Source organism: Nonomuraea sp. B5E05 (genome assembly GCF_039880665.1).
Taxonomy (GTDB): Bacteria; Actinomycetota; Actinomycetes; order Streptosporangiales; family Streptosporangiaceae; genus Nonomuraea.
In genome coordinates this window covers 492,569-505,523 of sequence record NZ_JBDPMJ010000001.1, presented here as the reverse complement: position 1 = coordinate 505,523, position 12,955 = coordinate 492,569, and the positions used below count along the sequence as shown (strand labels likewise).

Here is a 12,955-nt window from a genome sequence, read left to right as displayed (position 1 = left end):
AGATGGAGCCGTGAGGCACGGATGGCCTGGCTGGCCTGGACCTGCGTCGTCGCGGGTTCCTTTCTAGCCAATCTGGCCATCGACTACTTTTTCGAGGATCCAGGACAAATCACGGTGATCTACTTGACGATGCGGCCCCTGGCATACGCAGCTATCTGGCTGGTCGGGATCCTCGTGATTAAACGGGCAATGCGCTCTAAGTGATCGGACGGCTCGCGCGTTGAGCGCGGACGGACAGGTCGGTGACTGAAAGTAGCACTATGGCGACTTTGCACAAGGATTACATGTGGAGTTGTGAATTGTCCGCCACGTCATCCCACCTGGCCGCCGCGCTCTTCGGGCCGCATTTCGCCGACCATCACGAACCCTGGCGCGCGCCCTGCTGTCCACGGCGCCCTTCTCCGCTCTTACACATGTCCTTCGCCAAACGCGCCGAGCTGACTTACCGACGGCTCGGTAGAGGGTGGCCTGTGATGGCAGCTCGACCCTTCTTCTTCCGGTTGGCCTGCTGGTCCCTCTTCTCGGGGATGACCGCGCCGATCCCACGGCGGCGCAGATAGGCACGGTTCGCCTTGGAGGAGTAGGATCTTGTCCAGGACGGTGATGAATCGCGGGCAGTCGGCGGCCTGCGCGGGCGTGAGCACGAAGACCAGAGGCAGCCCGGACTCATCGACCGCGGCATGGATCTTGCTGCTCAGTCCGCCTCGGGATCGACCAAGCGCGGCCCGCCGAAAAGGTTGCGCTCGCTGACCCGGCAGGGCAAGCGGCCGGCGGCGCCGGACTTGGTGAGGCGGAAGTTCACCGCGGTCGCTGCGGACGTGCTGTGGGTGGTGGTGTACGCGTAGGACCTCGCATGACGGTGGTCGTACGACCTCATGCTCGCTCGACGGCGAAGCGGAGCGGGGTCCAGCCATCGCCCTGACAATAGGTCGGCTTGTGGCGGATACGCCAGCGGAAGACGGCGCCATCGACGGTGATGAGCCGCGAGCCCTTCTTCGGGATCGCCACAGTCGCCTCCAAGCTCCCCTCTGTTCCGTCGCTGTTCCGTGGGAACCCCCGAAGCAGCGGCAAGTGATGCGAGACGTCCACAAGCGTAACTACTGCTCACCAACATGATCGAGCTATTTTCGCAGCTGGCCAGGTCACGGGTCAGAGACCATGCAGATCTTCGAGTGCAGGAACCAGATCCAGCTCATGGTGATCAGCAGCTTGGTCAAGTAGCCATGACCGTGTGACGGGAACCGGGCGTTGAGCCCTGTTCGGGCGCAGGGCCTACGCTGGCTCGGATGGTGGGAAAACAGACCTATCGCATCGTCGACGGGGAGCGGATCGAGGGAGTCCTCCGGCCGATCTTCATTCGGAACGGCGGCGACTACTACCTGACCGATCTGCAGGTCTTCGCGGACGGTGCGATCTTCTACTGGGAGTGGGGCGACCTCGACGGGCTCCGCGCGAAGCTTGAGGCCGGTTGGGTGGCGACGGCTCTGGAGGAGGGCGCCTGGGCGAGCGCGCATGATCTGGCACGCTGGCGGTTCGGCGAGGTCGTCTGCTGGACCACGGCCGAGGAACTGCTCGGGGAGGTCGTCGACGCGATCGACCGCCTGAACGGGCGTCCGGATTCCACGGACCGGTGCGTCGCGGCGGCGCTGCGCTACGTCGACTCGCGCTCGGAGACCGACCGGATCGTGCTGCGCGATGCCTACCTGGCGATCCCGGCGCATCACCGGATCTACGCGCTCGGGGACATGGATGCCCGCGACATCCCGCTGCGCCTGCTCATTTCAGAGGCGGGCGAGACCTGGGATGAGTACGTGTTCTTCGAGTTCGAGGACGGCAGTGAGGCGTTGGACGAGGACGGCGTCGTCACCGAGGGCGGCCGGCGCGGGGCGTTCCGGTACTTCGCGGACTGGCGGGCGCCGCATCCGGCCGCAGAGGCGCTGCGGGAGGCCGACGGGCCCGCCGAAGCCGGATCGCCGACCGTGCACGTCAACTACGGCCGTCCCATGGATCCGCGTGCGCACGGGCTGCGGAACGAGTTCCCGGCCGTGATCAAGGTCGCCGATGTTCTCTATCCGACGGTCGAGCACGCCTACTGGGCCCTGTCCACCGACGACGAATCCCTGCGCGAGCGCATCCGTACAGCACCGAACTCCCAGGCCGTGCGTGACATCGGGGTCGGGGCCGAGCGGCGACCGCGTTGGGCGGACGTGCGTCTCACGGTCATGGCCGATCTGCTGCGCGCGAAGTTCGTCCAGCATCCGGACTTGGGCGAGGTGCTCCTGGCCACAGGCGACGGGCGCATCCATTACGGCTCCGCCAATTCGCAATTCTGGGATGTTCGCGGCTCCGCCGGGCGCAACTGGGTGGGCCGGCTGCTCGAACTGGTCCGTGCCGAGCTCGTGGCCGGCCGCATCGGCTTCCGGCTCTGACACCCCCTCAGCAGTACAGGGAGTCGCGGCAGCGCGCGAAAAAGGTGTGGCGACGCCGGTGATCATCCCGTGATAATGACCGGCGTGGAAGAGGTCGAGGTCGTCGTCGCCCATGACGAGTGCGCGACCCTGCGCGTCGGCGACGTGTTCTTGAAGATCGACGGCGATCAGACGCGCAGCGACGTCGAGGTCGAGGCGATGGCCAGGGCGCCGATCCCGACTCCGGAGGTCCTGTGGCGCAGGCCGCCCGTGCTCGCGCTCGCCGCCCTCCGGGGGACGGCGCTCGGCCGGCTCGGCGAGCCGTCGACCGCGTCGCCGGCGGCGTGGCGTGCGGCGGGCGCCGCCGCACGGATGTTGCACGACGCGCCGCTGCCGCCGTGGCCCGGCCGGAGCCTCGACGAGATCACCTCGCGCCTCGACGGCGAATGCGAGTGGCTCGTCACGAACGGTGTCCTTCCCACCGACCTGGTCACGCGCAACCGCCAGGTCGCCGAGGCCGCGCTCCGGCCGTGGACACCGGTGTTCGCGCACGGCGACCTGCAGATCACCCACGTGTTCGTGGACGGTGACGAGATCACCGGCGTGATCGACTGGACCGAGGCGGCCCCGGGGGACGCCCTGTACGACCTCGCCGTCCTGACGCTCGGGCACGAGGAGCGCCTTGGCGACGTCATCGCCGGCTACGGCGCCCCCGTCGACGTCGACGTGATCCGCGCGTGGTGGTCGTTGCGAAGCCTGCTGGCGATCCGCTGGCTGTTCGAGCACGGCTTCGACCCAGGCGCACCCGGCTGCGAGGTAGACGTGCTGAGAGCCCGCATGTGAGGCCGCACGCCCGGCGGCGGCGGGTCCATCCGTCCGGTCGCCGCATTCCAGCATCCCGCCTCGGTACAGGGCGGCCAGGTACTTGTCAGGAATCTGGTGACGCGACGCTCGGCGCTCACGTCCACCCCGGCCTCATTCCACGAGACGCGCCAGGAGCCGGTCGATCGAAGGGGCGACCATCACCCACTTGCCGTCGGCCTTGCGGTACACGACCGTGGCCCCGTCGAAGGGCCGGTAGTCGAGCGCGAACGGCATGTCAGGTCCCAGGTCCCCGATAATGAGCGAGCTTCGGGGATCGAGATCGCCGGGTGGGTGCGCGGGATCGGACGTGCCCAGAAACACTGGCCGCGTACGCTTCAGCCAATGGCGGTTCTCGAATTCCATCTGATCGAGGGTGTAGAAGGAAGGCTCCTCTGGCTGCTCGCCGAACACCTTCGCCAGTACGGCGGAGTCGGGCGGCGTCCACCGGCCCTCCCTCATTGCGGCGAGAAGCGCCACCGGGAGTGTCAACCCATTGATCACGTTACTGTTCACCGGTTAGGCCAGACTTGTCGGTTGGTAGTTTGCTGGATGAGGTCCATGATGGGCCCTCGCAGGCTCTGGGGCACCTCGTTCCCCTCGAAGGAGCGATTCAGCCCATTGACGGATCGGGAGACCCAATGCATACCGATGGACCCGTCACTACGCAGAGTCGCGGTGAAACCGACGATCTCGTCCATGCCCGCCGTCGTGAAATAACCAAAAATATCGCTGACGTCGCCGTGCCCGCCGTAGCGCGGCACCGTATTTTCGGGCACCAGACCGGACCGCAGTTTCGCTTCGCCGCTCGGATAGGCGAGGAACCGGCGCGAACCGGGGTCGTACACCCCCGAAAATGCGGAGCCGGGCCGGAAGTCGTCCAGACGGGCCGGACTGCTGGTCCTGAGATTGGTCAGCGAGTTCCAGGCCTCCGGTCCCGTCAGGCCTTCACGCACCCGTACGCCGGTCGCCACCGCCGCGGCCCGCGCGTTCCTCGACCTGCGGAAGAAAGGCGCCCCAAGTTTGCCGAACAGCCCTCCGACCTTACGGGAAACTCCTTTTCCCCCTCTCGCCGCCAATTCAGTCCATGAGCGGGGTAGCGGCCATGACAATCAGCAGGCCGATCAGCCGGCCGGTTATCTCCTTGAAGACCGGTATCTGCAGCAGAGAGGCGCCCAGGGTCGGGCCCGCGGCGGCGATCGCCCGGATGATCGCGGTGGCCAGCGAGGCGAGCTGGGTAAGAACATGGACCTTGAGTGCCAGCACGATCGCCCCTGAGACGAACAGCCCCGCGCCCACGGTGAGCATGCCGGTCGTGGCGTCGGAGAGCACCTTGTCCGGCGCGTCTTCGTCGTCCCAGGCGGTCTGGAACGCGTTGACCCCCTCACCTGCGTTGTCGTCCCGCACCTTGGCCGCCGATATCCGCGCGAGATCCCTCACCGCGTCGAGCAGCGGCTCGGCCTCCACGACCAAGGTGCCCGCCTGGCCGAGCTTCCCCTCGTCGGCGTTCGTCCACCAGTAGCCGAGGTCTTCGAGCAGCGAGGCCGCCCACCCCGGGGGTTGCAGGCTCATGCCCGGGTTTCCTGGCCGAGGTCGACGACAGAGCGCTGCTCCGCGGACGAGCGGTTGACGTCCATCTGCAGCACGCCCGCCCCGTAGCTGTGCAGGCCGCTCATCACCGAGCCGAGGGTCTCATCCGCGGCCTCGCGAATCGCCTTGTACGACGCTCCGACGAGCTGGCTGATGAGGTCTTCGCCGACCATGGGTTCGAGCGCGTTCAACGCGTTGCCCAGCGCCACCCAGTGATTGCTCAGGTCCTCCATCGACGCGTGCAGACCGGAGCTCGCGGACCGCAGACTCGGACCGTGTAACTCCATCCCGCCGTCATTTCTATTCATGCTCGCCTTTCGAACCGCATGACGACGTCGTTGATCGCCTGGGTGAACTTCTCCATCTGGCGTACTGATTCCTGTTGCAGGGTGAGCAACGTTGACGAGACCTCCTCCGCGTCAGGCGACGCGCCGGCCTGCTCGACCGCCTTCGCCCTCAGATCGTCGACGGCCGCGTTGACAGCCCTGACGATCTCCGAGCACATCTCCTCGGAACCGGACCGCATCAGGCGCGGATCGACTGTCAGGGACGAGAGCCGCCCACCGGCCACGACCGTGACCCGCACCCGACCTTTGGCCGCCGCGCCTTCGCCCTGGAGCACGGTGGTCTGCTCCGTGGACGTGCCATCGGCCGAGCCGTCGCCGAGGGCCTGGGCGGAGGCCAGGGCTTCCCGGGCACGCTCGATCATCCGATCGAGCCCTTCGACACCAAGCCCCTCTTGGTCCGCCACAAACTCCCCTTCATCAGGATAAAAGCTTTGCAGACCGTATATACCAGTCATTGTCCCCGTCGGCGACACAGAAAGGTGGCGGTAACGAGGGTGACCAGAGCCGTGTCCGCACCCCGAGCGGAGCTCAGCAGGTCGAGTGGAACAACCCACCCACGGCCACCGACGCCGCGGCCAGCGCGTTGTAACGTCCGACGCCGGCCGTCGTCTCCTCCACATGCACCTCGACGCCCTTGTCCGCCAGCTCGCTAAGCGTCTCGGGACAGACCTGCAGCGCCAGATGCATGCCGCGGGACAGCACAACGACCTGGCAGCCTCGGTCGAGCAGCTCGCGCACGTCGGCGGGCTGAATGCCGGGCGAATGCCTGGTGCCGGTCTCGTTCCAGTCCCATGGGCGGCCACCGCCCGGGTAGAGCTTGAAGTCCTTGCCTTCGCCGATTCGCTCGACCGCCATCCGGCCCCAGGAGACGTCCGTGATGAGCGGGCTCTTGTCGTCCATGGACGCGAGGATACGCGTCGGCGACTTCGCCGCACGCGGATGTCTCCGCAGTACCCAGGAGTGCTTATGAGCACGGCGGTCGTCGGGATCCCGGGCCTCATTGCCCGGGGATCTGACGTGGGGCTGGTTCATGGAGCGATGCATGGTGCCGGAGTGCTCGGCCACTGAGGTTTTCCTCGGCATCGCCGTTGGCCGGTTCAGGCGGTGGCGAAGCGGGTGAGCACCGCCTCGGGACGGACGAGGGGCAGCGCCCGCCGGAACACCTGGTAGTAGGCCAGTTCCTCCTTGGTACGCAGCTCGATGCCGGACTCCTTGACCGCCGCGGCCAGCTCGCCGTCGCTCACGCGCGCCTCGAAGTGCGGCGTCAGCAGGTCCTGGGCGCCGCTGCCGGTGCCGAACTGCACCTTGCGCCGCCACAGCAGCCGTTCGGGCAGCCAGCCGGTGAACGCGCGGCGCAGGTGTCCCTTCTCCATGCCGCCGGGCTCCAGCGACTTGAGCTCGGGCGGCAGGGACATGGCGTGCGCGATGACGTCCGCGTCGAGGAAGGGGACGCGGGCCTCCAGGCCGTGCGCCATCGTGACGCGGTCGCAGCGCTGGAGGTTGAGCCCGTGCAGCTGGCCGAGGGTGCGCTGCAGCTCGACCTCCAGCCGGCCGGGCGCCGCGTGGCCGCGGTGGTAGTAGTCGTAGCCGGCGAACAGCTCGTCGGCCCCTTCCCCGGTCAGCACCGCCTTGACGTGCCGGGAGGCCAGCTCGGACAGGAACCAGTTGGGTACGGCGCTGCGGATCAGGCTGGCGTCGAACGACTCCACCGAGGTCACCACCTGGTCCACGACGGAGATGGCCCGGTCGGCGTCGAGAAGGGTCTCGTGGTGTTCTGTGCCGAGGAACTCCGCCACCTCGCGGGCCGCCAGCAGGTCGGGCGAGTCAGGGGTGCCGACGGCGAACGTCTTCAGCCGTTCGCCCTTCGAGCCGTACTCGGCGGCGGCGACGGCCGCGACGATGCTGGAGTCGAGGCCGCCTGAGAGGAACACGCCGACGTCCACGTCCGCCATCAGGTGCCGGACGACCGAGTCGGCCAGCACCTCGCGGGTGGCCGACTCGGCGTCGGCGGCGGGGACGCCGTCCCACCGGCGCGTGCGGACCCGTGGCACGGCCTCGGCGAAGCGCACGAGGCCGGTCTCCGGCGTCCAGTGACACCCGGGCGGGAACGCCTCGGCGGCGGCCTGCGCCTCGGGCGGGAAGGCCCGCAGCTCGGAGGCGAAGCGCACGCCGTCCGCGGTGCGCGCCCAGTAGAGAGGCTTGATGCCGAGCGGGTCACGGGCGGCGACGAACCGGCCGTCGGGCGCGGCGGCGCACAGCGCCCACATCCCCTGGAGCCGGTCCAGCGCGTCCGGCCCGCACGTCCGCAGCAGCACGAGCGCCGGCTCGCTGTCGGAGGCGGTGGCGAACCACTCCTGCCCGAGGCTCTTGCGAAGGTCGACGTGGTTGTAGATCTCCCCGTTGCAGACCAGCGACCAGCCGTCGGGCGCGGCCATCGGCTGCCTTCCCCCTTCGAGGTCGACGATGGACAGCCGGGTGTGCCCGAGCCACGCGCGCTCGCCGACGAGCCGGTGGTCGCTGTCGTCCGGGCCGCGGTGCGTGATGCGGGAGAGCATCCACTCGCCCGCGGCGCGGGTATGGAGGGGGTCGGTTCCGTTCTGTTCGCTGTAGAGAGCCGCGATGCCGCACATGGCATTCGAACGTAGTCCCGGCCGGCCGTCATCGACAAACCCTCGCGCGAGGAGCTCCCCCGGCCCGGCTTCCGTAAGCTGAGGGTGTGTCCCCCGCACTGATCCTGCTCGACGGCGTCCGCTGGCGGGGTGCCCGCGTGGTCGGTGATCGCGCGCACACCCTGCTGGCCGTGCTCGCCCTGCACGGGCGGGCAGGGGCCAGTGACGAGCGCCTGGTCGAGGAGTTGTGGCCCGACGAGGCGCCGGCCAACCCGACGAAGGCGCTGCAGGTGGTCGTCTCGCGGACCAGGGCGGCGACCCGCGCCGACGTCGTGGTGCGGGTCCGGCGCGGTTACCGGCTCGGGCTGGCCGCCGACCAGGTGGACGCGCTGCTGCTCGGCACGCTGGTGGAGCAGGCACGGGCCGCGCTGGCCCAGGACGACATGGCGCTCGCGGTCCGCCGCGCGGAGGAGGCCATGAGTCTGGCGGCCGGCGGCGTGGACGGCGCCACGGGCGCGGTGGCAGAGCTGAAGGACGCCGCGGCGGCGCGGGCGGCCGAGGCGCGGCGGGTGGCGGCGATCGCGCGGGGCAGGAGCGGCGCTCACGAGAGCGCGCTGCCGCTGCTGGAGGAGGCCGCGGCCGACCGTCCGCACGACGAGGAGCTGCTCGCCTGCCTCCTGCGCAGCGAGGCCTCCGTACGCGGCGCCGCCGCCGCTCTGGAGCGCTACGAGCGCTATCGCGCGCGCCTGGCCGCCCGGCTCGGCACCGGGCCGGGGCCCGGGCTCACCCGCGTGCACGCCGAGCTTCTCGCCGCGGACCGGCCGGTGCGCACGGGCATCCAGTTCGACGGTTCCTCGCTGCTCGGCCGTGGCGGCGACATCAGCGCGGTGCGCGCGCTGGTGCAGGCCAATCGGGTGGTCTCCATCGTCGGCCCCGGCGGGCTGGGCAAGACGCGGCTCGCCCACGTCGTGGGCAGGAACGCCGCGCAGCCCGTCGCTCACTTCGTCGAGCTCGTCGGCGTCTCCTCGCCGGAGGGCGTGGTGGGCGAGGTGGGCTCGGCGCTCGGGGTCCGCGACTCGGTCAGCGGCCGGCGTGCCCTGACCGCCGAGCAGCGCTCAGACGTACGCGCCCGGATCGCCCAGCATCTCGACCAGGCTCCCGCGCTGCTCATCCTGGACAACTGCGAGCACGTGATCGAGGCCGTCGCCGACCTGGTGGCCTTCCTGGCCGTGACGACCCGCGACCTGCGGGTGCTCGTCACCTCGCGGGCCCCCTTGTCGATCCCCGCCGAACACGTCTACCTCCTCGGCGAGCTGCCCCCGGGCCACGCGGTCGCGCTGTTCCGCCAGCGCGCCACGGCCGCCCGCCCGGACGTGCGGATCGAGGCGGGCGCGGTCGAGAAGGTCGTCGCCCGCCTCGACGGACTGCCGCTCGCGATCGAGCTGGCCGCGGCCAAGGTGCGGGTGATGTCGGTGGAGGAGATCGAGCGCCGCCTGGCGGACCGGTTCGCCCTGCTGCGTGGCGGGAACCGTACGGCCCCCGACCGGCACCGGACGCTGCTCGCGGTCATCGACTGGTCGTGGAACCTGCTGGGTGAGCCGGAACGGCGGGCGTTGCGGTGGTTGTCGCTCTTCGGCGACGGCTTCACGCTGGCCGCGGCGGAGCACGTCCTCGGCCAGGACGCCCTGGGCGCCGTGGACGCGCTGACCCAGCAGTCGATGCTGAGCGTCCGCGAGACGGCGTACGGCCTGCGCTACCGGATGCTGGAGACCGTCAGGGAGTTCGGGCGGATGCGGCTCAAGGAGGCCGGCGAGGAGGCGTCCGCACGGGCGGCGCAACTGGCCTGGGCGACGGCATACTCCGAGGAACACGCCTCCGCCCTGTTCGGCCCGGCGCAGTTCGCGGCGGCGGACGCGTTGCGGGCCGAGGAGAGCAACCTCGCCGATCTGCTCAGGAGGGCCCTCGGCGAGCCCGATCCCGCCACGGCGGTCCGGTTGCTGGTCGGCGCCGGCGCGCTGTGGTCGATCCGCGGCGATCACGTCAGGATCCTCGTGCACCTGGACGCGATCACCGACGTGGTCGGCGGCTGGGCGCCGCCGCCGGACCTCGTCGAGGCGACCAGGGTCGCCGTTCTGATCACGCTGATGAACACCATGATCATCACCGACCGCCGCGGCGACCCCCTGCGCGACCTCCTGCGCAGGCTGCCCGCCGGCGACGCGACCGATCCCCGTGTGGCGGCGATGGCAGCGGTGGTGCTGGCGAGCGCCGACGGCGACGACGTACGCCCCCGGCTGGAGGAGCTGCGCGGGAGCGCCGACCGTGACGTGGCCCTGGCGGCGGCGCAGGCGAGCGTGCACGTCCTGGAGAACGCGGGGGACCTGACCGGGGCGACCGAGGCCGCGGAACAGACCCTGGCGATGCTCCACGACGACGAAGGCCCGTGGATCGCCGCGACCATGCATGCCGTGCTGGCTCACCTGGCCACGCACCTCGGCGACCACCGGCGGGCTGTCGGGCACGCGCGCACCGCCATTCCGGCGCTGAGCCGGCTGGGCGCCGTCGACGACGAGACCCAGCTCCGCGCGGTGCTGCTGACCTCGGCGCTGGCCGACGGCGAGGTCGGCGCCGCGGAGGCCGAGCTCGCCAGGATCGTCCGGATCAACGACAACGAGGCAGTGCTGGGCGGGGTCGCGCTCGTGTCGCTGTGCGCGGCCGAGCTCGCCCTCGCCCGGGGCGAGACGGCCGCCGCGCTCGCGGAATACCGCCGGGCCGTCCAGCGGGCGCGCGACCTGCGGCCGCCCGGGGTGCCGCGCACGGACACCACTCCTTGGACGATCGTCGCGGAATCGGTCGCCCTGACGGCGTACGCGTACCACGCCGGGCCGGACGACGTCCGCTACGGCGAGGAGCTGTTCGCCGCCGTGCGGGGCCACGACCTGCTGGCCGGGTCCTCCCCCGTGCTCGACTTCCCGCTGTGCGGCTCGATGCTCTTCGCGCTCGGCGCGTGGGGGCTGCTGCGGGAGGTGACGTCCCCCCGCGACGCGATCAGGCTGCTGGTGCTGGCCGAGCGTTTCTCGTTCAACAGCGGCATGCCGACCATGGCCTTCGAGCGGATCGAGCCGCATGCGGAGCGGGCCGCGCCGGGCGTGATCGCCGCCGTGCGGGCCGGATACGGCGGCCGGCGCGGCTCCGACCTGCTCGACGAGGCCCGCAGGCAGGTCGAGCAGGTGTCCGGCCGCGACGGCGGCGGTCACATGTGCCGCTTGTAGCTCCGCACCGACAACGGCGCGAAGATCGCGATGACGATCAGGCAGGCCAGGAGCGTCCAGGCCACCTCTCCGCTGACCAGGGCGCTGTTGGCGAGGTCGCGGGCGGCCGTGACCAGGTGGGAGACCGGGTTGACCCGGACGAACGCGGCCAGCCAGCCGGGCAGGGTCTCGACGGGGACGAACGCGTTCGACAGGAACGTCAGCGGGAACAAGATCATCATGGAGATGCCCTGCACGGCCTGGGCGCTCCTCGCGATCGTGCCGATCCACGTGAACACCCACGCCAGCGACCAGCCCGTGAAGATCGCCAGCAGGATCGCGGCGAGCACGCCGCCCGCGCCGCCGCCCGGACGGTAGCCCATCACCAGGCCCATGCCGAAGGTCAGCGTGGCCGCGATCGTGTAGCGCAGGAGGTCGGCCACCATCGGCCCGGCGAGCGGCGCGATCCGGGCGATCGGCAGCGACTTGAACCGGTCGAAGACGCCCTTCTCCATGTCCTCGCGCAGTTGCGTGCCGGTGGCCATGCACGTCGTCAGCACGGTCTGGGCGAGGATGCCGGGGATCATGAGGGGGAGGTAGCTTCCCACGTCGCCGGAGATGGCGCCGCCGAAGATGTAGGCGAACATCGCGGTGAACAGGATGGGCTGCAGCGCCACGTCGAAGAACTGCTCCGGGTTGCGCACCATCTTCTTGAGCGCCCGCCACGCCATCGTCATGGTCTGGCCGATCGTCTCCCCCATGGTGACGCGCCGCCGGGCGGCCGCCACGCGGTCGGCGGCGCGGACCGTCTCGTGGGCGGGAGCCAGCGTGGTGGTCATCGGGTCTCCTCCGTTCCGTGGCCGGTGAGGGCGAGGAACACCTCGTCCAGGCTGGGCTTGGCCACGCTCACCGAGGAGATCGACACCCCTGCGGTACGCAGCGCGATCAGCACGTCGCCGGCCAGGTCGGCCTGGCCGAGTGCGACGTTGAGGCGGCCCCGCTCCGGGCTGAGCACCGGATCGGAGCCGAGGACGCGCCGCACCACCTCCACGGCGGCGGGCACCTCGTCCGGCTCGGCGAGCAGCAGCTGGAGTGCGGAGTCGCCCACCGCGCTCTTCAACTCGTCGGGAGTGCCCTCGGCGACCTTGCGGCCGTGGTCGATGACGGCGACGCGATCGGCCAGTTGGTCGGCCTCGTCCAGATACTGCGTGGTCAGCAGCACCGTGCACCCTTGGGCGACCAGGCCGCGGATGGTGTCCCACATCTGGCCGCGCGTACGCGGATCCAGACCCGTGGTCGGCTCGTCGAGGAAGATCAGCGGTGGCCTGGTGATCAGGCTGGCCGCCAGGTCGAGGCGCCGGCGCATGCCGCCGGAGAACTGCGCGATGGCCTTGTCGGCGGCCTCCTCCAAGCCGAAGCGTTCCAGCAGTGCGGCGGCGACGCGCCGGGCGCGTGGCGCCGCGACGCCCTGCAGGCGGCTGAACAGCCAGAGATTCTCGCGGGCCGTCAGGTTCTCGTCGACCGACGCGTACTGTCCGGTGACGCCGATCAGCTGACGGATCACGTGCGGGTTGCCGCCCACGTCGACGCCGAAGATCTCGGCGCGGCCCGCGTCGATCGTCAGCAGGGTGGCCAGCATCCGGAGCATGGTGGTCTTGCCGGCGCCGTTCGGGCCGAGGACGCCGAAGATCTCACCGGCGCGCACGTGCAGGTCGATCCCGTCGACGGCACGGTGCTCGCCAAACGTCTTGACCAGCCCTTCCGTGCGTACGGCCGGTTCCGTGGACCCGCGGAGGGCCGGGCCGCCGCGGGTGCGGCCGAGTTCTGTGATGCTCATGGCCTCACTCTGGGCGGCGGCGGTTTCACGGCGCCCTCGACCGGGTTTCACC

15 protein-coding genes and 1 pseudogene are annotated in these 12,955 nt (G+C 70.3%); 4 read left to right on the top strand and 12 right to left on the bottom strand.

The features are described 5' to 3' along the window. Positions 1 to 21: 21 nt before the first annotated feature. Entirely contained in the window at positions 22 to 204 is a 183-nt protein-coding gene (locus tag ABGB01_RS02380; protein ID WP_347769742.1) for a hypothetical protein, read from the top strand. 431 nt (positions 205 to 635) lie between these two features. On the opposite strand, the pseudogene ABGB01_RS02375 reads toward ABGB01_RS02380, so the two are convergent. From ABGB01_RS02375 to ABGB01_RS02365, 3 genes and pseudogenes are all read right to left on the bottom strand, one after another. Next, positions 636 to 731 (bottom strand): annotated as a pseudogene (locus ABGB01_RS02375) (IS5/IS1182 family transposase); the annotation flags it as partial. Continuing rightward, positions 695 to 877: a hypothetical protein gene (locus ABGB01_RS02370; protein ID WP_347770174.1), complete on the bottom strand. Its 183-nt coding sequence runs from the start codon at positions 875 to 877 to the stop codon at positions 695 to 697. The gene ABGB01_RS02370 and the pseudogene ABGB01_RS02375, both read right to left, overlap by 37 nt. After that, the gene (locus ABGB01_RS02365; RefSeq protein ID WP_281284040.1) at positions 874 to 1,008 is read right to left on the bottom strand and encodes a hypothetical protein; all 135 of its coding nucleotides are present in this window, start codon (positions 1,006 to 1,008) and stop codon (positions 874 to 876) included. The genes ABGB01_RS02370 and ABGB01_RS02365 overlap by 4 nt, the downstream gene beginning before the upstream one ends. A gap of 278 nt (positions 1,009 to 1,286) precedes the next feature. On the opposite strand from ABGB01_RS02365, the gene ABGB01_RS02360 reads away from it, so the two are divergent. Both ABGB01_RS02360 and ABGB01_RS02355 read left to right on the top strand, forming a co-directional pair. Further along, on the top strand, positions 1,287 to 2,429 hold the full coding sequence (locus tag ABGB01_RS02360) for an NADAR family protein (protein ID WP_347769740.1): 1,143 nt from the start codon (positions 1,287 to 1,289) through the stop codon (positions 2,427 to 2,429). Positions 2,430 to 2,513: 84 nt separating this feature from the next. Then, the gene (locus ABGB01_RS02355) at positions 2,514 to 3,251 is read left to right on the top strand and encodes a phosphotransferase (RefSeq protein WP_347769738.1); all 738 of its coding nucleotides are present in this window, start codon (positions 2,514 to 2,516) and stop codon (positions 3,249 to 3,251) included. 132 nt (positions 3,252 to 3,383) lie between these two features. Here the strand turns inward: ABGB01_RS02355 and ABGB01_RS02350 are convergent, their stop codons facing one another. From ABGB01_RS02350 to asnB, 7 genes are all read right to left on the bottom strand, one after another. Continuing rightward, complete coding sequence (locus ABGB01_RS02350; RefSeq protein ID WP_347769736.1) at positions 3,384 to 3,785, bottom strand: hypothetical protein; 402 nt, start codon at positions 3,783 to 3,785, stop codon at positions 3,384 to 3,386. Continuing rightward, positions 3,782 to 4,225: a hypothetical protein gene (locus tag ABGB01_RS02345; RefSeq protein WP_347769734.1), complete on the bottom strand. Its 444-nt coding sequence runs from the start codon at positions 4,223 to 4,225 to the stop codon at positions 3,782 to 3,784. Before ABGB01_RS02345 ends, ABGB01_RS02350 begins: the two co-directional genes overlap by 4 nt. A 124-nt stretch (positions 4,226 to 4,349) precedes the next feature. Next, positions 4,350 to 4,841 (bottom strand): hypothetical protein, encoded by a 492-nt coding sequence (locus ABGB01_RS02340; protein WP_347769732.1) that lies wholly within the window; start codon positions 4,839 to 4,841, stop codon positions 4,350 to 4,352. Then, on the bottom strand, positions 4,838 to 5,092 hold the full coding sequence (locus ABGB01_RS02335; RefSeq protein ID WP_347769730.1) for a hypothetical protein: 255 nt from the start codon (positions 5,090 to 5,092) through the stop codon (positions 4,838 to 4,840). Before ABGB01_RS02335 ends, ABGB01_RS02340 begins: the two co-directional genes overlap by 4 nt. 71 nt (positions 5,093 to 5,163) lie before the next feature. Further along, a complete protein-coding gene (locus ABGB01_RS02330; RefSeq protein ID WP_347769728.1) occupies positions 5,164 to 5,661 on the bottom strand; it encodes a YbaB/EbfC family nucleoid-associated protein in 498 nt (165 codons plus the stop codon). Positions 5,662 to 5,734: 73 nt separating this feature from the next. Then, positions 5,735 to 6,106 (bottom strand): Mth938-like domain-containing protein, encoded by a 372-nt coding sequence (locus tag ABGB01_RS02325; protein ID WP_347769726.1) that lies wholly within the window; start codon positions 6,104 to 6,106, stop codon positions 5,735 to 5,737. Between the two features lie 197 nt (positions 6,107 to 6,303). Next, on the bottom strand, positions 6,304 to 7,836 hold the full coding sequence (gene asnB / locus ABGB01_RS02320) for an asparagine synthase (glutamine-hydrolyzing) (RefSeq protein ID WP_347769724.1): 1,533 nt from the start codon (positions 7,834 to 7,836) through the stop codon (positions 6,304 to 6,306). 86 nt (positions 7,837 to 7,922) lie between these two features. On the opposite strand from asnB, the gene ABGB01_RS02315 reads away from it, so the two are divergent. Then, complete coding sequence (locus ABGB01_RS02315) at positions 7,923 to 11,087, top strand: BTAD domain-containing putative transcriptional regulator (protein ID WP_347769722.1); 3,165 nt, start codon at positions 7,923 to 7,925, stop codon at positions 11,085 to 11,087. Here ABGB01_RS02315 and ABGB01_RS02310 read toward each other — a convergent pair. Beyond that, on the bottom strand, positions 11,069 to 11,905 hold the full coding sequence (locus tag ABGB01_RS02310) for an ABC transporter permease (RefSeq protein ID WP_347769720.1): 837 nt from the start codon (positions 11,903 to 11,905) through the stop codon (positions 11,069 to 11,071). The two genes, ABGB01_RS02315 and ABGB01_RS02310, sit on opposite strands and share 19 nt — an antisense overlap. Continuing rightward, positions 11,902 to 12,903 carry an ATP-binding cassette domain-containing protein gene (locus ABGB01_RS02305; protein WP_347769718.1) on the bottom strand — a complete coding sequence of 334 codons (1,002 nt, stop codon included), beginning with the start codon at positions 12,901 to 12,903 and terminating at the stop codon, positions 11,902 to 11,904. The genes ABGB01_RS02310 and ABGB01_RS02305 overlap by 4 nt, the downstream gene beginning before the upstream one ends. Positions 12,904 to 12,955 lie beyond the last annotated feature (52 nt).

Excerpts from the sequence above, each read along its gene's own strand:
- asnB (WP_347769724.1), bottom strand. The coding sequence starts at position 7,836 with ATGTGCGGCATCGCGGCTCTCTACAGCGAACAGAACGGAACCGACCCC.
- ABGB01_RS02360 (WP_347769740.1), top strand. The coding sequence starts at position 1,287 with ATGGTGGGAAAACAGACCTATCGCATCGTCGACGGGGAGCGGATCGAG.
- ABGB01_RS02335 (WP_347769730.1), bottom strand. The coding sequence starts at position 5,092 with ATGGAGGACCTGAGCAATCACTGGGTGGCGCTGGGCAACGCGTTGAAC.
- ABGB01_RS02325 (WP_347769726.1), bottom strand. The coding sequence starts at position 6,106 with ATGGACGACAAGAGCCCGCTCATCACGGACGTCTCCTGGGGCCGGATG.
- ABGB01_RS02305 (WP_347769718.1), bottom strand. The coding sequence starts at position 12,903 with ATGAGCATCACAGAACTCGGCCGCACCCGCGGCGGCCCGGCCCTCCGC.
- ABGB01_RS02310 (WP_347769720.1), bottom strand. The coding sequence starts at position 11,905 with ATGACCACCACGCTGGCTCCCGCCCACGAGACGGTCCGCGCCGCCGAC.
- ABGB01_RS02380 (WP_347769742.1), top strand. The coding sequence starts at position 22 with ATGGCCTGGCTGGCCTGGACCTGCGTCGTCGCGGGTTCCTTTCTAGCC.
- ABGB01_RS02370 (WP_347770174.1), bottom strand. The coding sequence starts at position 877 with ATGAGGTCGTACGACCACCGTCATGCGAGGTCCTACGCGTACACCACC.
- ABGB01_RS02330 (WP_347769728.1), bottom strand. The coding sequence starts at position 5,661 with ATGACTGGTATATACGGTCTGCAAAGCTTTTATCCTGATGAAGGGGAG.
- ABGB01_RS02340 (WP_347769732.1), bottom strand. The coding sequence starts at position 4,841 with ATGAGCCTGCAACCCCCGGGGTGGGCGGCCTCGCTGCTCGAAGACCTC.